Source organism: Thermoflexus hugenholtzii (assembly GCF_018771565.1).
In the GTDB taxonomy this organism is placed as follows: Bacteria; Chloroflexota; Anaerolineae; order Thermoflexales; family Thermoflexaceae; genus Thermoflexus; species Thermoflexus hugenholtzii_A.
In genome coordinates, this window is the sequence record NZ_CP076326.1 from 1581032 (window position 1) to 1602664 (window position 21633).

Annotated in this window: 20 protein-coding genes; 9 read left to right on the forward strand and 11 right to left on the reverse strand. The window is 68.6% G+C overall.

From position 1 onward, the window contains the following. Positions 1-21: 21 nt before the first annotated feature. Genes KNN16_RS07260 through KNN16_RS07270 form a run of 3 tightly spaced genes read right to left on the reverse strand, consistent with a single transcriptional unit; the run spans position 22 to position 3463 of the window. Positions 22-1101 (reverse strand): branched-chain amino acid ABC transporter permease, encoded by a 1080-nt coding sequence (locus KNN16_RS07260; RefSeq protein WP_299284870.1) that lies wholly within the window; start codon positions 1099-1101, stop codon positions 22-24. A 13-nt stretch (positions 1102-1114) separates the two neighbouring features. After that, entirely contained in the window at positions 1115-2149 is a 1035-nt protein-coding gene (locus KNN16_RS07265; protein ID WP_299284867.1) for a branched-chain amino acid ABC transporter permease, read from the reverse strand. Between the two features lie 36 nt (positions 2150-2185). Next, a complete protein-coding gene (locus KNN16_RS07270; RefSeq protein WP_303900441.1) occupies positions 2186-3463 on the reverse strand; it encodes an ABC transporter substrate-binding protein in 1278 nt (425 codons plus the stop codon). 227 nt (positions 3464-3690) lie between these two features. Between KNN16_RS07270 and KNN16_RS07275 the strand changes: the two genes are divergently transcribed. The 5 genes from KNN16_RS07275 (at position 3691) to folE (ending at position 7104) form a co-directional block, all read left to right on the forward strand. Continuing rightward, on the forward strand, positions 3691-4023 hold the full coding sequence (locus KNN16_RS07275) for a hypothetical protein (RefSeq protein ID WP_303900444.1): 333 nt from the start codon (positions 3691-3693) through the stop codon (positions 4021-4023). A gap of 108 nt (positions 4024-4131) precedes the next feature. Beyond that, the gene (locus tag KNN16_RS07280) at positions 4132-4494 is read left to right on the forward strand and encodes a hypothetical protein (protein WP_299284858.1); all 363 of its coding nucleotides are present in this window, start codon (positions 4132-4134) and stop codon (positions 4492-4494) included. Beyond that, positions 4491-5342, forward strand: coding sequence for a hypothetical protein (locus KNN16_RS07285; protein ID WP_303900446.1), 852 nt, complete (start codon positions 4491-4493; stop codon positions 5340-5342). Before KNN16_RS07280 ends, KNN16_RS07285 begins: the two co-directional genes overlap by 4 nt. Before the next feature lie 65 nt (positions 5343-5407). After that, on the forward strand, positions 5408-6307 hold the full coding sequence (locus KNN16_RS07290; RefSeq protein ID WP_303900449.1) for a L,D-transpeptidase: 900 nt from the start codon (positions 5408-5410) through the stop codon (positions 6305-6307). A 170-nt stretch (positions 6308-6477) separates the two neighbouring features. Then, a complete protein-coding gene (folE, locus tag KNN16_RS07295) occupies positions 6478-7104 on the forward strand; it encodes a GTP cyclohydrolase I FolE (RefSeq protein ID WP_299284849.1) in 627 nt (208 codons plus the stop codon). Positions 7105-7123: 19 nt separating this feature from the next. On the opposite strand, the gene KNN16_RS07300 is transcribed toward folE, so the two are convergent. The 8 genes from KNN16_RS07300 to KNN16_RS07335 form a co-directional block, all read right to left on the reverse strand. After that, entirely contained in the window at positions 7124-9823 is a 2700-nt protein-coding gene (locus tag KNN16_RS07300) for a YfhO family protein (RefSeq protein WP_303900452.1), read from the reverse strand. Positions 9824-9848: 25 nt separating this feature from the next. Beyond that, a complete protein-coding gene (locus KNN16_RS07305) occupies positions 9849-10418 on the reverse strand; it encodes a VTT domain-containing protein (protein ID WP_299288223.1) in 570 nt (189 codons plus the stop codon). Positions 10419-10436: 18 nt separating this feature from the next. Then, positions 10437-11762, reverse strand: coding sequence for a nucleotide sugar dehydrogenase (locus tag KNN16_RS07310; RefSeq protein ID WP_299288219.1), 1326 nt, complete (start codon positions 11760-11762; stop codon positions 10437-10439). Next, the gene (gene hisS / locus KNN16_RS07315) at positions 11752-13089 is read right to left on the reverse strand and encodes a histidine--tRNA ligase (protein ID WP_303900456.1); all 1338 of its coding nucleotides are present in this window, start codon (positions 13087-13089) and stop codon (positions 11752-11754) included. The genes KNN16_RS07310 and hisS overlap by 11 nt, the downstream gene beginning before the upstream one ends. Before the next feature lie 431 nt (positions 13090-13520). Beyond that, positions 13521-14378 (reverse strand): methyltransferase domain-containing protein, encoded by an 858-nt coding sequence (locus KNN16_RS07320; RefSeq protein ID WP_303900459.1) that lies wholly within the window; start codon positions 14376-14378, stop codon positions 13521-13523. A 43-nt stretch (positions 14379-14421) separates the two neighbouring features. Then, on the reverse strand, positions 14422-14772 hold the full coding sequence (locus KNN16_RS07325) for a DUF2173 family protein (RefSeq protein WP_303900461.1): 351 nt from the start codon (positions 14770-14772) through the stop codon (positions 14422-14424). Between the two features lie 62 nt (positions 14773-14834). Then, on the reverse strand, positions 14835-15365 hold the full coding sequence (locus KNN16_RS07330) for a hypothetical protein (RefSeq protein WP_303900464.1): 531 nt from the start codon (positions 15363-15365) through the stop codon (positions 14835-14837). A gap of 151 nt (positions 15366-15516) precedes the next feature. Beyond that, entirely contained in the window at positions 15517-18510 is a 2994-nt protein-coding gene (locus tag KNN16_RS07335; protein WP_303900467.1) for a helix-turn-helix transcriptional regulator, read from the reverse strand. Between the two features lie 981 nt (positions 18511-19491). On the opposite strand from KNN16_RS07335, the gene KNN16_RS07340 reads away from it, so the two are divergent. The 4 genes from KNN16_RS07340 to KNN16_RS07355 all read left to right on the forward strand — a co-directional run bounded on the left by KNN16_RS07340 (position 19492) and on the right by KNN16_RS07355 (position 21633). After that, on the forward strand, positions 19492-19689 hold the full coding sequence (locus KNN16_RS07340; RefSeq protein WP_303900470.1) for a MoaD/ThiS family protein: 198 nt from the start codon (positions 19492-19494) through the stop codon (positions 19687-19689). Positions 19690-19747: 58 nt separating this feature from the next. After that, entirely contained in the window at positions 19748-20332 is a 585-nt protein-coding gene (locus KNN16_RS07345) for a glycerol-3-phosphate acyltransferase (RefSeq protein WP_299286750.1), read from the forward strand. Positions 20333-20350: 18 nt separating this feature from the next. Further along, the gene (locus tag KNN16_RS07350) at positions 20351-20926 is read left to right on the forward strand and encodes a DUF4126 domain-containing protein (RefSeq protein ID WP_303900474.1); all 576 of its coding nucleotides are present in this window, start codon (positions 20351-20353) and stop codon (positions 20924-20926) included. 221 nt (positions 20927-21147) lie between these two features. Beyond that, positions 21148-21633 carry a succinate dehydrogenase gene (locus KNN16_RS07355; RefSeq protein WP_088572502.1) on the forward strand — a complete coding sequence of 162 codons (486 nt, stop codon included), beginning with the start codon at positions 21148-21150 and terminating at the stop codon, positions 21631-21633.

Here is a 21633-nt window from a genome sequence, read left to right on the forward strand (position 1 = left end):
GCTTTCTTCTCCTTGTGGGAATCAGCGTCCCGCCGGGGCGGCGCCGCGCGCCATCCGACGACCACGAAGCCGTCGGAGCCCCCAGACGGTGAGGCCTTCCGGCATAAAGAGCATGATCAGGACCAGGATGAGACCGAAGGCGATCAGCTCCAGCTCCCCCTGGGCCCCGGGGATCAGCCGGCGCAGCTGGGTGCGCAGGATCTCCTGGACCAGCAGCACCGTCAGCGCCCCGAAAGGAGCCCCCCAGATGCTGGCCATCCCCCCCACGGCGGACATCACCACCAGCTCCAGGGAGGGGCCGAACCCGAAGGTGGCCGGGATCACCGTGGTCTGGAAGTGGGCGTAGAGGCTGCCCGCCAGGGCGGCCATCCCCGCGCTCAGGGCGAAGATCTGAGCTTTGTAATGGGGGACCTCCACCCCTACGCTCTCGGCGGCCATCTCGCTGCCGTGGATCGCCCGCAACGCCCGGCCCACCCGGGAGCGGACCACGTTGAGGCCAAGGGCGATGGCGCCGAAGGCGAAGAGCCAGACCAGGAAGTAATACCGCCAGGCCGGCCAGAGGGTCAGCGTCCCCAGCCGCAGCCGGGGGATCCCCTGCAGGCCATCGAATCCGCCGGTCAGGTTCAGATGGGGGAAGCCCAGGTTCTCCCGGAGCAGGATGTAAACGACGACCCCCAGGCCCAGGGTGGCCATGGCCAGGTAGTGGCCCCGCAGCCGCAGGATCGGACGCCCGATCCCATATGCCAGCAGGCCAACCAGGAACGCGCCGCTGAACATCACCAGCCACGGCCACGCCCACCCCTCCGCCAGTTCCGGCGGGATCCCCAGGGCCCGGGCGCGCACCGTCAGGATGGCGGAGAAGAAAGCCCCCATCCCGTAAAAGGCCGCCTGTCCCAGGGAGACCTGGCCCGCGTAGCCCATCAGCAGGTTCAGCCCCACCAGGACGATGGTAAACAGGCCGGCCCGGATCATCGTGTCCAGGGTCAGAAGGCCTCCGGTGAGGGCCGGCAGGGAAAGGCCCAGGGGCTGCCAGGCTTCCAGCAGCCCGATGGCCAGGATCAACGGGACGCCGATCACGAACCCGACCCAGGGCGAGCGCATCGCCAGCCTCCCCTCACGCGCGCTCCACCTCTGCCTCCGATCCGGCGAAGCCCTGCGGGTGGATCAGGAGGACGAGGATCAGAATGATGAAAGCGAAGAGATCCTTGAACCCGGCCACCGTCACCCCGGCCCACAGGTTCTCCAGGGCGCCCAGCAACAGCCCCCCCAGCACCGCTCCCGGGAAACTCACCAGCCCGCCCATGATGGCGGCCACGAATCCTTTCAGGCCCAGCTCCAGCCCCAGCTCATATGTCGGCCGGGTGGCGGGCCCCAGCACGATGCCGGCCAGCGCCCCCAGGGCGGCGGCCAGGCCGAAGGCCAGCGTGCTCATGGTGTCCACCCGGATCCCCATCAGCTGGGCGGCCAGGCGGTTGACGGCGCAGGCCCGCATCGCCTTGCCCAGGGTGGTGCGCCCGAAAAACAGCGCCAGGGTTAGGAGGGAGATCCCCAGGGTCCCCCAGATCCACAGGCTCTGGGCCTTGATCCGAAGCTCCCCGAAGCGGAGGGTGGGATCGGCCAGGCTCAGCGTGGTGAAGGAGGGGATCATCTTCGCATACGGACCCCAGAGCAGCAGCGCGGCGCCCTCCAGGATCAGATACACGCCGACGGTGATGATGATGCGGGTGAGGGGGGAAGCCCGCCGGGCCGGATAAAGGGCCCAGCGCTCGACGGCTACCCCGATCCCGGCAACGATGCCAATCGAGAGGAGGGCGGCGAGGGCCAGGCGGAGGCCCGGGGCGGGAGGCCAGCCCCGCTCATAAAAGGAGGCGGTGAGCATGGGCCCCAGCATCACGAAGGCCCCCTGGGCGAAGTTGATCACCCCCGTCACCCGGTAGACCAGCACGAAGCCCAGGGCCACCAGGGCGTAGATGCTGCCCCCCCGCAGCCCATCCAGGAGGAACTGGAGATATTCCGGCGCCCCGAACCCGTGCCGCCGGCCCAGGAGGACCAGCAAAGCCAGCATCCCCAGCGCGGCGAGGACCACCCCTCCGCGCCAGGTGCCTTCCTTCGTCCATGTCCGCTCGCCCCAGCGCCATCCCCGGACCATCGCCGCCCTCCCCATGACGGGCCCGCGGATCCGCCGTTACTTCCACTGATCGCGGGGCAGGATCTGGAACTTCCCGTCCTTCACGGCCACCATCACGAAGTCGGTGTAGTTGAAGCCCAGATGGTCGTCCGGGCTCAGGTTGAAGATCCCGTGGGTGCCCGGGAAGTTGCGCAAGCCCTCCAGGGCCTCGCGGACCTTCGCCCGCTGCTCGGCCAGGGAGAGGCCGTCGGGCAGCGTCTTCAGGGCCGCGATCGCCCACTGCAGGGCATCATAAGCGTGGCCGGCGAAGGTGCTGATGGGCTCGCCCTTCGTGAAGTCCTGGTAGGCCTTCACGAAATCCAGGTTGAGCTTCTTCACCGGGTCCGTGTCCGGCAGCTGGTCGGCGACCAGGATCTTGCCGCAGGGCATCACCGTGCCTTCGGCGGCCGCCCCGGCGTTCTTGACCAGATCCGGGCTGCAGGAGCCGTGGCCGTGGACGATGCGGACCTCGGGCAGGGCGTCCCGCACCGCCACGTTCACCAGGGCGGAGGCGGGCGGGATGGAGCCGATAACCACCGCCTGGCACCCGCTGGCCTTCACCTTCTCCACCTGCGGGAACTCCGTGGCGGTGCGCTCAAAGGCGTCCCCGTAGACGATCTCGATGCCGGCCTTCGGGAAGACGGCCTGGGCGCTGGCGAAGGTGTCCTTCCCGTAAGCGGTGTTCTCGTAGAGATGGCAAACCTTCGTCACGCCCACCGCCTTCAGGTAGTCCGCCTGCATCTGGGCGGAGTGGAGGTTCTCGGGGACCGGCTTGAAGATCCACTCGCGCTCCTTCTTGGTCTCGGGGTCCTCGATGATGGAGCGGGCGGAGGCCATGGAGATCATGGGCACCTTCGCCTCCGTGGCGATGGGGACCATAGCCAGGCTGGGCCCGCTGAGGGTGCCGGCCACCAGGACCACCACGCCCTCCTGCTCGATCAGGCGCCGGGCCACGGTGGCCGCCGTGTCGTTCTTGCTCTCGTCGTCGAAGATGAGGATCTGCACCTCGTGACGGACCCCGTCCGGCCCCACGATGCCGCCCTGGGCTTTGAGCTGCTCCTGGACCATCTGGGCGACGTTGCGCTCCGGGACGCCCAGGCTGGCCCCGGGACCGGTGATGGAGGCGATGAAGCCGATCTTATAAGGGGCGCCGACCTTCGGAGCCGGCGTGGGGGTGGGCGGCGCAGCGGGCGCAACCGTTGGCGTGGCGGCCGGTGGAGCGGGAGTGGGGGTCGCACAGGCCGCCAGCAGCACCGCGATCAGAGCCACAACGGAACCGATCCGCAGACGACACATAGGCCCCTCCTCTCCTCCGGGATTATGGGGCCGGCCGCCCCGCCGGGCGGGCCCGGTCCCTCCTCGAAGGGCAGCCGGACAGGCGGATAGCAAACGTTCGTTCTTCCGCCCTTCGCCAATTTTTATAATCTGCCTGATCGAAAATGTCAAGGGAGATGGCCCCGCGCTCGGGGACCCCGGGATCGGCCTCCGGGCTATAATGGGGAAAGACGGACGGGGAGGGATGGGTGCGCACGCCATATGGGGAGGAATGCCCCTTCTACTATGCGGATTACTACCGCGGACGGGAGACGCAGGCCTGTCGCCTGATCGAGCGGACCCCCGGCGGGGGCACGTGGAAGCCTTTTCTCTGCGCCACGTGTCCGGTCCCGCGGATCGTTCAGGCCAACGCCTGTCCGCATCTGGCCCTGGAGGCCCGGGTGACGAAGACCTGGCTCGGCCTCCGGGAGCAGGTGCGGGTCTACGCGGTCTGCACGCTGCGCCTGATGGAGGTCGAGCGGCCCGAGATCGGCTGTGGCGAGTGCCATCTCCACCGCCCCCTCCCGCCCGGTTCGGGGTGAAGGAAACCGTGTAGGAGCGGCTTCCGCCGCGACCCCTCGCCTCTGCAGGCCGAAATCCATTTCGGCCGCAAACGAGTGGATCCTTCTTCCGAACAGCATGGAGGGATCGTGAAAAGCGGGAGAGCGGTCCTCCTGATCGGACTCCTGGGGATCGGGATCGGCCTGGTGGCAGGGTTCCTCCTGGGCCGGCATGTGTGGCCGGTCCGCTATGTGGATGTAGCCCCTGCGGACCTCCGCCCGGAGTGGCAGGCGGAGTATGTGCGGATGGTGGCCCTGGCATACATCCGGGAACAGGATCCAGACCTCGCCCGGGCCCGCCTGGCCCTCCTCGGGGATCCGGTGGCGGTGCTGCGCGGGCCGCTCACCGCGGGCTCGCCTCCCCTGTCGCCCGCCGCCCGCGCGGCCATCGCGGAGCTGCTCCGGGCGCTGGAAGGCGCCAGCGGGCAGACCCCTGCCGGAGGTCCGCCGTGAGGGGGCCGAGGATCCTGACCTTCACGCTGGGCCTCCTGATCGGCCTGGGCGGAGGGCTTCTCCTGGCCTGGGAGGTCTTCCCACCGCCCCCGGGAAACGCCACGCCGGCCGACCTGGCCCCCGCCTATCAGGACCTGTGGATCGTCCTCGCCGCCCAGGCGGATCTTGTGGAGGGGGATGCGGCCGCCTCCCGCCGGCGTCTGGAGGCCCTGGGGCTGCCGGACCTGCCGGATCGGGTGCGGGCGCTGGCGGAGCGGGGCCTGTTTGAGAACTGGCCCCTTTCCACCGTCCAGGCCCTGGCGCGCCTCGCCCAGGCCCTGGGGGCGCGCTCCCCCGCGCTCGTGGTGATCCTGGCCACGCCGGTCCCCACCCGCATCCCGCTGTCCCCCACCCTGATCCCAACCGCCACGCCTTCCCCGACTCCATCCCCTTCTCCCTCGCCCTCGCCGATGCCCAGCCCCACGCCCCTGCCCACTCCCTTACCCACCCCCACGGAGGAGGCGACCGCCACGCCTCCCGCGCCGAACGGGCCGACGCTCCTCGAATCCCAGACGCGTTGCGAGACCTCGCCGCTTCTCCGCATCTACGTCTTCGACGCCGAAGGACGGCCCCGGGCGGGGGTTCGCCTGTGGGTGAGCGGGCCGCAGGGGACAGAGACGTTGCTCACCGGCCTGAAGCCGGGGATGGCGGAAGGCTACGCCGACGTGCAGATGGCTCCGCAGGGGACCTACCGGCTCGGGGTGGAGCGCCCGGAGCCGACCGTGGCCGAACTGGCCGCCCGCCCGTGCGTGGACGCCGCCGGCCAGGCCGGCTGGACCGGATGGGAGGTTCGGGTGCGCCTGCCGTAGCCGTGGCGCCGCTTCTCCGCCGGATGGCCATGAGGCAAGGAAAGGAGAGGAAAGGAGGGGACACGATGTCCGGAGGATCGCAAGATGGCAAGGCGCTTCGAGCCGTGCGACGAGCCCTCCAGGCCTCCTCCCCCGCCGAGGCCCTCTGGTGGACAGCGCAGGCCTATCGGGCCGCCCCGACCCATCCGGCCGTCCGGGCGCTGGTGCGGCGGATGCGGCGTCGATACCCGAACGCCCGGGGGCACCCGCCCATCCGCTGGCCCCGCTTCGTCCTGGCCGGCTACGCCCTCCTGAGCGCCATCGCCCTGATCCTGATCCTCTACGGGCTGCGGCCGGGCCACCCGCTCGAGCCCCCAGCGGCTGCGGATCCCCCTGTGGGGATGGCGGAGGAAGCCGGGACGATGAGGAAGGGTCAGGAAGAGGAGCCCACCCCGGAAGGCGTGACGCCGTCCCCTGCCCCCCCAAGTCCGACGCCGACCGCCGCCTTGATCCCCCCAACGCCGACCGCGCGCCCTTCGCCCACGGCCTCGCCGACGCGGCGGCCCGCGCCCACCGCAACGCCCCGGCCGCGCCCAACGGCCTCTCCCTCCCCCATGCCCGGCCCGCCCTTCCCCGGGCGCTGGATCCTGGTGGATCTCAGCGATCAGGAGCTCATCGCCTACGAAGGGGAGACTCCGATCCTGCGGACGAAGGTCTCCACCGGGCGGGCCCGCACGCCCACCGTGGTGGGGGTCTTCCACATCTATCTCAAGCTGCGATCGCAGACGATGCGCGGCCCGGACTACTACCTGCCGAACGTCCCTTATGTGATGTATTTCCACCAGGGCTACGCCCTGCACGGCACTTACTGGCACAACCGCTTCGGCCAGCCGATGAGCCACGGCTGCGTCAACCTGCCCACGCCGATCGCGGAGCAGTTGTATCAGTGGGCGGACATCGGGACGCCGGTGGTGGTGCAGCCGTGAGGGCTCCGGAGCGGGGAGCCATCCAGGCAGGCCGTTCGCTGAAGCAGTGCGGCGGGCTGCTGTAGGGCAACTGCTCGCAGTTGCCCTACATGATCCCGGCGTGGGTTTTTGTCTGCTTCCGCCCCGGCGGATTAAGATGGATAAGATGCTCACGGGAGAGGAAGAGGCGCATGGAGCCGCAGGTGTGGAGGACGTGGGCGGAAACCCGAACGTCAGCGCCGGATTCGGACCGGCTGGCGGAGGCGGTGGAGGCGCTGCTGCGGGCGCTGGGAGAGGATCCGGATCGCGAAGGGCTGCGCCGCACCCCGGCCCGGGTGGCGGCCATGCTCCAGGAGGTGCTGGCCGGCTACTGGATGGACCCGGCCGAGCTGATCAATGGGGCGATCTTCGAGGCCGAGGACAACGACCTGGTCCTGGTGCGGGACATCGAGTTCTACAGCATGTGCGAGCATCACCTGCTGCCGTTCTACGGCCGGGTCCACGTGGCCTATATCCCCGATGGCCGGATCATCGGCCTCTCCAAGATCCCCCGCATCGTGGAGCTGTTCGCCCGCCGCCTGCAGGTTCAGGAGCGCATGACGCGACAGATCGCGGACTTCCTGGAGCGGGTGCTGCAGCCCCGGGGCGTGGCGGTCATCGTGGAGGCCGCCCACCTGTGCACCATGATGCGCGGCGTGCGCAAGTCCGGCGCCCGCATGGTCACCCAGGCCCTCACCGGCGTCTTCCGCACCGACCCCCGGCTCCGCAGCGAGCTCCGCATCCACCTGCGCCACCCGGACCGCGATGCGGCGGGATGACCCGCTCATCACAACCAGATCAATCGACGCTCCCACGGGTCCGGCCGACGAGGAGAGGTCTCAGGACCCCCAAGCTGAACCCCGCCACACCGAGCAGCGTGACGATCCCGCCTGCGATCAGGCTGGATGGGAAATACACCCAGCGCACCCGATGGACCCCCGCCGGAACGGCGATGGCCTGGAAGAGGCCGTTGGCCGGATAAACGGGAACCGCCCGCCCGTCCACCCACGCTCGCCACCCGGGATCGTAAGACTCCAGGAGCACCAGCCACCCCGCCCGCTCCAGACGGACCTCCGCCTCCCGGGCCTCCGGGGTGAAGTGGATCCAGCGGACCTCCCCACGACACGGGCCTTCCTCCGGCCCCGCCCCCCTTTCCCCTTCGCCTTCGATCACCACACGCCGCGCGGGATCGAAGGCGGGATCCGTCAGGCGAGCCATCGCCGCTTCTTCCCCACGGACGAAATCGGCCGCGCACACGCCATACAGCCGCGGGAGCGCCCGTCGGAACTCGTAGATCTTGACGTCCCCGGCATACCGCAGGGCGAAGGCGCCTCCCGGGCTCAGCACCAGCGCCTGGAACGCCCCCGTCCGTCCGTCCACCAGCGCCCCGCCCGTCACCCGCCATCCACCTCGGGCGCAGGCCTCCGGATCCGAGCGCAACACCACGGAGACCACCCGGCGGGGAGCCTCCCAGCGAACGATGGAGGGCCGCCCGGCCTCCCCCGCCGCCACCGGAAGCCGGAGGACCTCCCCATCGGCCAGCTCCAGCTCGGCGGTCCCGAACCGGGCGCCGGGAGGGAACGAGGACGCCATCCGCAAGCGAAGCTCCGTGGCCTCAAACGGGGAGAATGGCCCCGCCGCGATGGCCTCCGGGCCGCAGGCGTCCGCGGTCAGGCCGCCGTCGTAGAACACGCCGTCCACCCACTCGTCCCGCAGGCGATCCGTCACGATCCAGCGCACGCCCAGCACCTGCAGCCAGCGGGGCTCCGGGATCCCGGGCAAGCTCTCCCAGAGCCGCCCGTCCCGGAGCAGGCGGTCCGCCGGGACGAAGCGCTGGGCCAGGGCGATGAACCGCCGCAACGGCAACACGCCGCCGTCGTAGCCATCCACCGTCGGAAGGCCCCACGCCATGGGCAGGTTGGGGATCAGGGCCTCCCGCTGCTTCAGCGCCACCAGGAACTCCTCGAAGGCCTCGGGCGGAAGCCGATCTCCGAAGAGGCTCCGCCACTCCCCCAGATCCCCGGGGTCGAACCGCAGGTCCACCACGCTCAGGATCCGCCCCGCCCCCGGCCCCTCCGTCCGCACGAGGTCCTCCATCACATAAGCCGGGAGACGGGGAAAGGACCAGGCCTCCGGGGGGACGAGGCGGTTGAGGGGCCGCCCCCACGCGGCGCCGATGAGCTCCGCCGCCCACAACCCCAGCCACAGGGCCCGGGGCGCCCGACGCCCGACGAGGAGCAGTCCGAGGCCGGCCAGGGCGATCCACCCGATCAGCCGCCCGCCCTCCACCGGCCCCAGGGGGCCGGTCATCCCGGCGGGGCGCAGCGGGGCCGCCGCCACGGCGAGGCCGATCAGGGCGAGCACCCCCAGCGCCCACATCCCCGCCCGCCGGATCGAGAGCCCCCGAAGGCCGCCATCGAACCCCTCCCCGATCCCCAGGGCGGCCCCGAAGGCCCAGAGGGCCAGCCAGCGGGCCGGGACCCGGAAGGCGCGCAGCGGCGGCAACGCCCCGACCAGCCCGACGTAGAGCGGGTTATAGGCACCCCAGGCGAAGAACAGCCCGACCCCGGCGATCACCGGCCACCGCCCCCGGCCGAGGCCGGCGGCCAGGGCCAGCAGCCCCAGGACCCCCACATCGGCCGTGAACTCGGTGAAGGCCGGCGCCTCCCGACCGGGGAGAATGGATCGACCCAGCCAGAGCGGCGAAAGCGAAAAGGAAAGGGCTTCGTTCAGGGGGAGGCCGCCGGCGCGGATGGAGCGCCCGGCCAGCTCCAGGGCCGGGACCCACTGGACGGCGCTCAGGGCCAGCGCCAGCGCCCCGCCCAGCCCCCCGGGCCCCCAGGCGTGGAGCCAGGCCCTTCCCGATCGCGCCTCCCGCCACGGCGGCGCGAAGAGGAAGGCCAGCGCCGTCCAGCTCAGGAACACCGTCTGGGCGTGGCCGCACAGCCACTGCATCGCCCCGGCCAGCCCCAGAGCCAGCGGGCACCGGGCCGCCCAGGCCCATCCCATCCAGGGCAGCCAGGCCAGGGCCTGAAACTGATTGATGTGCTCCGCCTGGGCCAGCACATACCCGCCCATCGCGTAGGCCAGGGCAGCGGCCAGCGCCCCGCCGGGCCGGGCGCCCCGCCGGCGCATGAGCCCATACATCCCCCAGGCGGCCCACAGGGCGTGCAACAGGATCGAGCCCTTCAGGGCCTGGGGAGCTGGCATCCCCGAGAGGAGCCGGTTGGGCGGGTAGAAAAAGCCGACCTGCGGGTTGGCCAGGAACGGAGCTCCGGCGAAGAGATCGGGGTTCCACAGGGGGAGACGGCCCTCCCGGGTGGCGCGGGCGGCGGCCTCCCAGTAAGGGTAGAAATACAGGGCCACATCCCCCCGCATCAGGATGCCCGGGGAAACGAGCAGCGGGGCCAGGGCCAGCAGAAGAAAGGCGGTGATCAGCCCCCACGCCGCCACGTCTTGAAGCCATCGATTCATCGACATGCGTCGATCGATCTTCATCGAAGGCGTTCGCAGGGATCTGTGCTCATCCGCCGAACCATCGCTGCAGGAGCTCGATCCCGTAAAAGCCCGCCCAGGCGGCGATCCAGTTCTTCAGGATCTTCCCCGTCGCACACGGGATGAAAAACAGAAGGAGGGGCATGCGGGTGGAGCCGGCCACGATCCCGGCGACGTCGAAGAGGGGGTTGGGGACCAGGGCCAGGATGAAGATCACGGCGGGGCCGTAGCGGCGCATCCAGCGGGCGATCTGCTCGTAGCGGGGGAGCTCCTCCGCCAGAGTCTGGCCGCTATAGCCGGCCAGATAGCCGCTGAGCTCGCCCACCGCCTGCCCCAGCCCGGCCACCACCCCCACGATCCACGGGTTGAACATCCCGCCCGCCAGGGTGGTCACCGCCAGGCCCGGGAGGGGGAGGATCAGCGTGGCGTTGGTCAGGGCGCTGATCAGGAAGATGGCCGGGTATCCGAAGCGCGCCCATTCGGAGAAGCGATCTCGATAACGAACGGTGAACCATACGGCGCCGATCAGGATGAGGACCACCGCAACGCGCGCCGCCCACAGGCGCCTTCGAGAGATCGTCGAGGTTCGGGCTTCCACGGGATCTCATCCTCCTTTTCAACGGGCGTCCGGCCAGGGGGCGCCCAGGCGGACGATACGGGCGGAGCCGGAGGGGATCCCCGCCGTGGCGTTGCAGGTGTCTACCACCAGCCGCGCCGTCGCCACCACCTTCGGATAGTCCACCGCCCGGTGCCCGGTCACGATCACCACCACATCCGCCCAGCGCAGCCACCCCTCCTCCAGCGGCACCGACTCCCACTCGACGATCTCCCGGTAGAACCGGCTCCCCCCTGCCCGGAACCGCGGCACATACGGATCGTGATAGGCCACCTCTGCCCCTCGCGCCAGCAAGAGCTCCATGATCCGCTCCGCCGGGCTGTTGCGGGCGTCATCCACCTCCCGCTTGAAGGCCACCCCCAGCACCAGCACCCGCGCCCCCCGCAACCCCCGCCTCTCATATCGGTCCAGGGCCTCCTCCACTTTCTCCACCACGTGGAAGGGCATCCCCTGGTTCACCTCGGCCGCCAGCTCGATGAACTTCGTGTAAAAGTCATATTCCCGGGCCTTCCACGACAGATAATAGGGATCCACCGGGATGCAGTGGCCTCCCACCCCGGGGCCCGGATAGAAGGCCATAAAGCCGAAGGGCTTGGTCTTCGCCGCTTCGATCACCTCCCAGATGTCGATCCCCATCCGCTCGCACAGCAGTGCCAGCTCGTTGACCAGGGCGATGTTCACGCTGCGGAAGATGTTCTCCAGGAGCTTGCTCATCTCCGCCACCCGCGGCGAGGACACCCGATGCACCGGCGCCCCCAGCCGCTCCAGGAGCGCCGCCGCCCGGGCCGTGCTGCGTGCCGTGATCCCGCCCACCACCTTCGGGGTGTTGCGCACCGTCCACTCCCGGTTCCCCGGATCGATGCGCTCCGGGGAGAAGGCCAGGTCGAAATCCTCCCCGGCTCGCAGGCCGCTGCGCTCCAGGATCGGCCGCACCACCTCCTCCGTCGTCCCCGGATAGGTCGTGCTCTGGAGGATCACCAGGTGCCCCCGCCGCAGGTGCGGGACCAGCCCCTCCGCCGCCGCCCGCACATACGAGAGATCCGGCGCCCGCATGGCGTCGTAAGGCGTGGGCACGCAGATCAAAACCGCCTCCACCTCCGCCAGCGCCCCGTAATCCGTCGTCGCGCGGAACCGCCCGCTCTCCAGGGCCGCCCGCAGCGCCTCCTCCGGCACGTCCCGGATCGGGCTGCGCCCGGCCATCAGCGCCGCCACCTTGCCCGCGTCCACATCCACCCCGATCACTTCCAGCCCGACCTCCGCAAAGGCCACCGCCAGCGGCAGCCCCACATACCCCAGCCCGATCACGCCCACCCGCTCATCGGCCATCGCCCTTCCCTCCCAGGCTCTGCCGGATCCAGCGGGCTGCCTCCTCGGGAGGCAACGTCCGCTGTTCCCCGCTCCCCATGTCCCGGACGGTGACCACGCCCCGGGCTTCCTCGTCCGGGCCGAGGATGGCCACGAAGGGGATGCCCTTCTGATGGGCATAGCGCAGCTGGGCCTCCAGGCGGCGGGGTTCGAAATAGAGCATCACCTTCAGCCCCGCCCGGCGGAAGGCCTGGGCGAGGGCGATGGAGGCCCCCATGCGGGTCTCATCGAAGACGGTCACCAGGACCTGCACCGGCGTGCGGGGCAGGTCCGGCGGGGCCATCCCCAGCTCCTGGATCACATCGATGATCCGCTCGATGCCGAAGCTGGTCCCGGTCATCGGCACGCTCTGCCTGGCGAACAGGCCCACCAGGCCGTCGTAGCGGCCGCCCCCGGTGATGGAGCCGATCTTCGGCTCCGTGACCACCGTCTCGAAGATGGGGCCGGTGTAATACTCCAGGCCCCGCACCATGGTGAAGGAGATCCGGTAGCGCTCTGAAGGCACCCCCATGGCCTCCACGAACCGAAGCAACGCCTCCAGTTCCCGAATCCCCTCCAGGCCTTCCGGGATCTCCGCCGCCTGCATCCGGCGGGACAGCTCCCCCAGGATCTCCGCGTGATCCCCCTCGATGCGGAGCAGCTCCAGCATGCGGGCGATGGCTTCCTCCGGGATCCCATACCGGCGCATCTCCTCCTGCACGCCCTCCAGACCCAGGCGATCGAACTTGTCGATGGCCCGGTAGAGGCTCCCCAGCAAGGGCTCCGGGACCCCGGAGTAGCGGCCGAGGCCGGTCAGCAGCTTGCGGTCGTTGAGCAGGATGACGAAGTTCCGGAAGCCCAGGCGGGTGAGGGCCTCGTGGATCAGGGAGATGATCTCGGCGTCCGCGGCCATCGAGGAGGTGCCCACGATGTCGGCGTCGCACTGGTAGAACTCCCGGTAACGTCCCTTCTGGGGGCGCTCCGCCCGCCACACCGGGGCGATCTGGTAGCGCTTGAAGGGCCGGGGGAGGTTCGGATACATGGCCACCACCCGGGCCAGGGGGACCGAGAGGTCGTAGCGCAGGCTGAGCTCCTCCTTGCCCTCCCGGTGGCGGGCGTCGTAGATCAGCTTCTCCGCGTCCGGCCCGTATTTGCCCATCAGCGTCTCGCGCAGCTCCAGGGCCGGGGTCTGGAGCGGCTCGAAGCCGTAGGCTTCGAAGATCTCCTCGAAGGCCCGGATCACATACCGGCGCAACATCATCTGCTCGGGAAGGATGTCCCGCATCCCGCGGGGTAAGCGGGGCTCCATGCCTCCACCTCTTCGCCCGGATTCTTAAACCATCGATTATCATAACTCAGGTCACCTGAGGGCGAAGATCCGCCTGCGAACAAGGGCCGCTCACAAATGGGAGCACGAACACACGATTGGAGTAAGCCGGGATTCATTCCGGTTTGCATCCTGCCGTCAACGGGGAAAGATGAGGTCCTCCTCACCCTGCCTCAGGTCCAGCCTGCACCGTAAAACCGCACAGATTGCAGGTGCGATTGGTGCGGGCCGTTGCGCCGGCTGGCCTCTCAAAGAGTCAAAGAGAATGAAGCCGGGCGGGGCCCAAAGAGGCCCCGCCCGGCTCCTGAAGCCTTCCCCAGGAAACATCCGGCGATGGGAACGCCTGAGATCGCCTGTCCTGTTGAAGGCCGGCCGAAGAGATCCCTACCGCCCTCGCTCCAGGCCCCCAGGCCTTAACTTCGGGCGTCCGGCTTGCGGCCTACCGCCGTCCAGATCATCAGGCTGGCCCGAAAGCAGCCTTCCGCGTCCAACGCCTGCAGCTCCGCCGCCAGGGCCTCCGCCTCCTCCATGGGCAGCACGCCTGCGCCCACAAACAGAGGCAGCTGATCCACCAGGAAAGCTCGCCAGAAGGGCGGGGTCTCCAGGCGTTCTCCCTCCGCCACGTAGACGCGGGTACGCACATCCTGGAGCCCGGCCTTCTTGAAGTAATAGGCCAGGGAAGGCGCGGCCAGGTAGTTGTAAACCGCATGGCGCAGCAAACCGTTCCAGCGGGCCTCGAGCTCCGGGCGGGTGCAGCTCAGAGCAAAATGCGGCTGCCATTCCAGCGCCCCAATCCGCCCTCCGGGTCGGACGACCCGCGCCAGCTCCGTTAGCGCGACCCCGGCAGGGCCTACGTGGAGGAGGACCTTCTCGCAGAAGGCGGCGTCGAAGAAGTGATCCGGATAAGGGATCCCCCGGATGTCCCCGGGTCGGTATTCGGCGTGGGCAACCCCCAGCCCCTGGGCGCGCTGTCGGGCCGCCTCGAGGAAAGCCTCCGTGGGATCGACGCCATATACCCGCACTGAAGGCCCCGCGATCTCCACCAGATCAGGAAGCGCCACTCCCGTCCCACAGCCGGCTTCCAGGATCCGCGCCCCAGGGGTCAGTTCGAGCGCGCGGAGCATCTCCCGCCGGGCCGCCCGGAAGGCGGGCTCGCTTCCCATCGCTTCCAGCACGTGGATGAGGAGCCCAATTGGCTCCGGCGGCATCTGATTCAGGGTGCCGAAGAAATCCGCCCCCCACTCCGGGGATGTCTGGATCTGCTCCTCCATCGCAACCTCCTCCGTCAAAAGTGGATCCTTCCCATGTCCGTTCTCATTCGCTTGGCCCGCGCAAAGCGAACAGGGCTTCTTGCGTTCGGTTCAGATCCACCTGATCGGCTCGGACCACCACGCCCCGCCGGCCGTTATCCACCATAAGGGTCCAGTGACCTCCGCAATACAGCCAGCCGTTCTGAGGGCGCCAGGGTGAACTCCCCGCCCCCTCCAGGCTGTCGGCCAGCAGCTCGAACATGTGGCTGATCCCCGCCGCCAGGCGAGCCATCCGTTCCGCCTCCTGCCGGGCGATGCCCGGCTGGGCGGCATAGCGCACCAGCCGGCCGTCAGGGGCGAACTCAAAAGCGACGCGACTGCCCTCGATTTCCAGCAACTTCTCAAGATCCGACATGGCATTCCTCCTGTTGTGAGATCGCTCCTCCTGGATGACGCAGGCCTTCCGGATACACGGGATCACGGCAGATAGCGGGCCACGGCCATCAGGACGATGGCGCTGAAAACCAGGAGGGCGCCGATCCGGCTGAGATGATGGAGCCGGGCCTCCCCCAAAGCGACGGCTTCAGGAAGCTTCGATTCGGAGGGAGCGTTGAGACGCTGAGCGGCTTGGGTGGCCCATTTCTCCGCCGCCGGGCGGATCAGGAAACTCCCCACGATCAGGGCGCAGACCCCCAGGCTGCCCCCGGCCAGGAACCCGAGGCCAGAGGGGCTCCAGGCCCAGGCCGGGTTGAAGCCCGTCGGGGGAAGCAAGCCTGCGTCCATCAGGTAGAGCCCCAGTCCGGACAGAACGGTGAGCATCGATGCCCCGGCCATGAAACGGGAAGTGCGACCTCCCGGCTTGAACAGTTCCGCCATGAAACGGGTTCCCGAAGAGCCCAGGGTCGCGGCAGCAGGCTCCAGCAACAGGGCGATCCCGATGGCGGACCCGAACCAGAAGGCCCCGCTCAACACATGGATGAGGCGTAAGGCGATCCGCACCGCGAGCATGGGCGCCTCCCAGAAGGTGCTTTCGCCTCCGAGCATAGCGGGGAAAGGCCTCCGCCACATCGTAGGATCTATGGATTTTTGGGGGATGGGATGCGTAAAAACGGAGCGTTCGGAGGGAGAAGGCGGAGAAAGTCGAAAGGGGGGAAGACGCTTAACGCTCGGAGGGGGATGCCAGGCCCTTCTCCACAGCCCATGCGGCGATCTGGGCCCGGGAATGGAACCCCAGTTTGTCCAGGATATGGCTCACATGGGTGGTGACCGTGCGCTCGCTGACCACGAGGAGGTCGGCGATCTCCCGATTGGAGAAGCCCTGGGCGATCAGCCGGGCCACCTCCCGTTCCCGGGCCGAGAGACCCCCGAACTGCCGACGGAGGACCTGGTTGGGGGTTGGAGGGCGCGCCCGGGGCAGATACCGCCCCGCCGTCTGGAGGAACGCCGTTTGAAGCGCCTGCGCTTCGATCGTCCCCGCCAGATCCTCGATCCGATGGCGGGCCTCTTCCAGCCAGCGCCGGGCTTCCCGTCGATGTCCCATGCGCTGGTGGACCCGCGCGAGGAGGATCTGGATGGACCAGAGCCAGGCGAGCTCCCCCCGCTGGCGCGTGCCCCGCTCCGCCCGCTCCAGGGCCTCCTGGGCTTCCTCCCAGCGGCGCAGGGCCATGAGGGCTTCCCCCTTCAACCGAAGGAGGATCGGGATGGGCTGGGCGGACCCTGTCGGCAGCGCGCTCTTCAGCAGGTTCTCGGCGATCCCCAGAGCCCGGTGGGGATTCCCCTGAGCCAGGGCCGCCTCCCCGGCGGCCCATGCGATCCGCCTCTCGGATAAATTCCGGGGATCCTCGGGGCGGCAGGGGGCTTGAGAGAGAACCTGCGCCGCCCCATCCAGATCTCCAGCGAGCCGGTAGCCCAGGGCCAGGCAGACGGTGAAGTTGTTCTGCCACCACGCTGAGCCGAGCTCCCGGGCGATGTCCATCCCGGCGACGGCATGGCGCACCGCCGCCTCCGGCTGGAGCAGGAGGAGATGAAGGAAGCTCTGGGCATACAGGGCGCCTGCCATCCACTGGCGATGTCCGATCTCGCTGGCGATCCGCCATCCTTCCCGGGCGTTATAGAGGGCGATCCCCAGCGCGCCCCGCGTGCCCAGGGTGCAGGAGGTGCCCCACAACAAGTTCGCCAGCCCCGCGCGCCAGCGGATGCGCCGCGCCAGGTCGATCGCCGCCTCCGCCTCCCGTTGGATCTCCTCCAGACTCCGCAAGGGGATGGGCACGGTTTCCCCGAACCCCGGGTTGGTCACCATGGCAGCATGGCCGGAGATCATGCGGCGCGGGTCGTGCAAGGCCTCGAAAAGGGGGGCTGCCTCTGCGAAGAAGCGGGCGGAGGCAAAGAGATCCCCGTGAAGCGCGCTGGCGATGATCAGCAGATCCAGCGCCTCCGCCATGCCCGCCACATCCCCTTCCGCGCGGAAAAGGGCCAGGGCTTCCTGGTGAGCCTGCAGGGCCTGGGCGGTCTCCCCGATGTTGGCCAGCCAGTTACCCAGGGCATTCCAGCTCCGGGCTTGCAGGGCGGGGCGATCCATGGTTCGGGCGAGATCCAGCGCCTGACGGAAATATTCCCCGGTCCGGTTGTAATCCCGGGAGGCCCACAGGCGGCCCAGGCTCAGCAGGGCCTGCCACTCCTCCCCCGTATCTCCCGCCCGGCGGGCAGCCTGGAGAGCCGTCTCATAATCCGTCCCCGCGCGCTCGAAGGCCCCCAGCATCTCAAAGGCCTGCCCCCGGATCCGATAAAGGGAAGCCTGGGGAGGTGGGGCGGACAGGCGACGGGCGGCCTCCAGGGCACGGGTGAAATACTGGATCGCCTCATAGGGGGCACTCAGCGCCCAGGCCTGCTCCCCAGCGCGGACGGCATATTGGAACGCCTTATCCCAGATCTCCGCCGCGTAGAAATGCTCCGCGAGATCTCCCGCATGGGCTTCCGGGCGGAGCCCCGCCCGCTCCAGGGCTTCGCCGATCACCCGATGGAGCTTCCGACGGGTTCGCTGCAGCATCGAGGCGTAGACCGCTTCGCGGATCAGGCTATGTCGGAAGGCGAATCGATCGGCGGACTCCTCCATCACCAGCCCGGAGGCCATCAGCTCCTGGAGATCCGCGGTCAGGGCCTCTTCCTCCATTCCGGTCAGCACTCCCAGCAGGGCGAAGTCGAAGTGACGGCCGATGGTGGCGGCGACCAGGGCCAGCCGGCGCGCGGACGCACGAAGTCCCAGAAGACGCCGTCGCACGATCTCCTGAAGGCTGCGGGGGACCTCCCACCGTTCCCCCGGTTGACACACCCACGCGTCCCCGGTGAAGCGAAGCCAGCCGGAGGCGATCATGGATCCCAGCGCCTCCTCCAGGAAGAACGGATTCCCATCCGTCAGCCGGTAAAGCAAATCAGGCAGGAGGGGATCCACCCGCCCTTCCGATCGCAGGAGCAGCCGGATCATCTCCTCGGTCTCCGCCTCGGTCAGCGGCGGGAGCATCAGCGGCTGAGCCGCTCCCTCCCGCTCCAGACGAGCCAGCACCTGGAGGAGGAGGGTCGAAGCCTCCTCCGGACGATAACTCAACGCCAGCAGAATGGATTGATCGGCGAGTCGGCCGGCGAAAAACTTTAGGAACTCCAGTGTGGACGGATCGCCCCAGTGGAGATCCTCCAGAACCAGGAGGACAGGGGCGCGGCGGGACAGGCATTCGAAGAATCGAGCCAGGGCTTCCAGGCGATAGCGGCTTTCCACCTCCGGCCCTCGGAGCAGCCCTGAGGATGAACTCGGGAAGGCTTGGGCCAGCTCCGGCAGGAGCACGCTCAGGCCCATCGCATAGGGACCCAGCATCTCCGTGAGCTCGGAAAGCCGGTATCGACGGGTGGATTCACGCAAAGCGGCGATCAGAGGGGCATAGGGATAGAAGCGATCCAGCTCCCAGCATGTCCCCCACAGCGTATAGAAGCCCATCCCCTCGGCCCGGCGACGGAGATCCTGCAGCAGGCGCGTCTTGCCGATCCCGGCCTCTCCCGCGATCACCCAGCATCCTCCGACGCCGGCCTGAGCGGAGCGCAGGGCTTCCTCCAGGATCGCCTGTTCGGTCTTCCGCCCGATCAAGGCGGGAGTCTGCATTCGCATCGCCCTCTCTATGGGGGACCGTCCCGGCCTCCAGAACCGGGCAATCCCCAAAACGTTTCGGCGCCTGGACTTCGACACCCTGCAAGCAGGCCGATGGGCGCCAAATCTCCATCTCCGTCCCATTCGATCCCTTTCATGCCGAAGAGTATAGCCGGCCTCCAACTGGATCGCCAACGCCACAGCCCATGGGTTCCTTCGTCGATCTTCACTAACCCTCCTGAACACGAGAAAGGCCATCGGTTTACCATGCCTCAGCATTGCGAAAGAGCTTCTCACCCCGCTCCTCGGGCAAAAGGGTCTCAATGGCTCTTCCGTCGGGTCAGGAAAAACCAGCCCGAGGAGGCAATGAGCTTCAGATCCCCCTAAGACGAATCCCTACCGTCCATCCACCCAATGCTCGGGCGTAAAACCCCGCTCCTTGGCCTTCTACCGCATATCCTGAAAGGGCTCGTTTGGGGTCTTCCCCGCCTGCGGCGTGTCATACGCCCGTAAGCTACAGGGGATGGGGGATTTCCTCCCCGCCCAGAGCAAGGGCAAAAGCCCGATCCCTTTGACCACCCGATGGCGCGGGCCGCTCCAATTGCGTCGTACCCTCCAGGACCGGAAGCCCCTTCCGAAGGGTTCACGAAGGCCTTCTCCCCTGCCCCCACCCCTCCGTGTCGGGAGGCTGTCGTGGAAGCAGGCGGATGAAGGCCTCGTGGGCCACAGGGCCCTCCCCCCTTCGGGCGCCCATCGGGCCACCTCGGTGCAGGTGAAGACTTTCTGGGCGCCATCAGGAAGTGGATGTCATCCAGATCATCGCACTAGGATGGATTCATGGGTCTCGCCTCCTTTGGCCGGAGTGGGATAGGCCGGCTATCATGATGGCTTGGAAAGAAAAGCATGGCCAACCACGTAACTCCTAAATGTAATAATGAAGATGGGCAACGATCCCGCGAAGCGATGCGGGCCTTTATCTTTTGGTATCCCAGGGGAGGTGGGATGGTTCGCCTGATCTATCGCAACCAGGTGTTCGAGGTGCCGGCCGGCCTGACCGTCCGGGAGGCCATGAAGCAGGTAGGCCTCAACCCCGAGATCACGCTGGCCGTCCGGGAGGGGAAGCTGCTGCACGAGAACACCGTTCTGCAGGACGGAGATGAGGTCCGGCTGGTCGCCGTGATCTCCGGGGGCGGGAACTGAGGATCACCGTCCCTCCATCACGGCTCCCCGTCCATCCCCGGATCGTGGGGAGGCTCCCATGCTAGCGGTCTTATTGACAGCTTACCTGCTCGGATCGATCCCAACGGCGTATCTGGTGGCCCGGGGGGTGGCCGGGCTGGACATCCGGACGGTGGGGGATGGGAACCCCGGTGCGCGCAACGTGTGGCTCCACCTGGGGTGGCGCTGGGGGATCCTGGTGGCCATCCTGGATATGCTCAAAGGCTACGCGGCGGTGCGCTGGGCCCAGGCCATGGGCTTCGCGGAACCCTATGCCTTCCTGGCGGGCGCGGCCGCGGTGCTGGGGCACGACACCTCGCCCTTCCTGCGGTTCCGCGGGGGACAGGGGATGGCCACCACTTTGGGGGTGATGCTGGCCCTGCTGCCGGGGGAGACCCTCTTCGCCATCGCGGTGTTCCTGCTGGCCTATCGCCTGACCCACCGCTGGGATGAAAGCCTGCTCGCCGGGATGATCTGGCTGCCGCTTCTGCCGCTCGTGCAGGGACGCGAGCTCCGATACGCGCTCTATCCGGTCCTTCTGCTCCCCACGGTGGGCATCAAGAAGGGGCTCGACACGCTCCGGCGCTCCGGGGGCCTCCGACGGATCCTCCACCTCCATCGCTGAGAAAGCGGAGCTCGCGGAATGGATGCCGCCTATATGGTCCTTTCGGCCTTCGGGCTGGCGGCGGCCGCCGGCCTGAACGCTTATGTTCCGTTGCTCGTCGTGGCCCTGCTGGCCCGCTTCACCGACTGGGTCCGGCTCGCGCCGCCCTATGACACGCTGACCCATCCGGCGATCATCGGCCTGCTTCTCGCTCTGGCCCTCATCGAGTTCCTGGCCGATAAGATCCCGGCCGTGGACGCCGCCAACGATCTCCTGCAGACGGCGATCCGTCCGGCCGCGGGGGCGATCCTCTTTGGAGCGCAGACCGGAGCGATCCGCGAGCTGCACCCGGCCCTGGCGCTGGCCTGCGGCCTGCTGATCGCCGGGGGGATCCATGGGCTGAAGGCCACCCTCCGGCGGGCCGTGCAGGTGGGCGCCCCGCCCCTGGCTCCGCTGACCACGCCGCTCCTCAGCCTCCTGGAGGATCTGGCGGCGCTGGCCCTCAGCCTGATCGCCCTCCTGGCAGCGTGGCTGATCCTCGCCGGGGCGATCCTGATCGCGGCCGTGGCGCTCCGGCGCATTCACGGCTTTTGCAACCTGAGACGCCGGCGATAGGCTGCCGGAATGGCGCAAGCGGTTCCAGCAGGGCGGCGACAAGCTGCAGGTGGAGAACGGCCTGTTTAAGCCAGCGATGGGGCTTCGCGAGGGGAGCGATTCGCGAATCCACGAAGCCTCCCTTCCGCGCTCCGTCAGCGGATCCCGAATCCACCGGAGAGTTCCCCCTCCTTCCCCCCGGTGCTATAATTCAAGTGAAAACTTTCCCAAAGGAGCCGGCCATGGCGGGCTCAGAGACGGTCCTTCCGAAGGGAACGCGGAACCGATGGCGGACCCTGGAATGGGCGTGGGCGCCGGCATCTGGGCTGAGCGCGGTGGTTCGGGAGATCCCGCAGTATCGGGGCCGGATCCACCAGTGGGCCTGGGTGGCCAACCGGGTGGCCGGGCTGGGAACCCTCCTCTTCCTCACGATCCACGTCCTGGACACCTCCCTCGTCTATTTCGCCCCCACCTGGTATGAGCACGCCCTTGCCCTGTATCGGCATCCGATCTTCGGCCTGGGCGAGCTGATCCTGGTGGGCTGCGTCCTCTGGCATGGCCTGAACGGCCTGCGCATCGCGATCAGCGACTTCCGGCCCCGCCTGTGGGCCGCGGAGACCCAGGCCCGGCTGATCCTGTGGACCCTCATCGCCTTCCTCGTCCTCTACATCCCCACTTTCTTCATCATGGGCAACGTCATCCTGCAAAAAGGCATCCTGGGGAGGTAA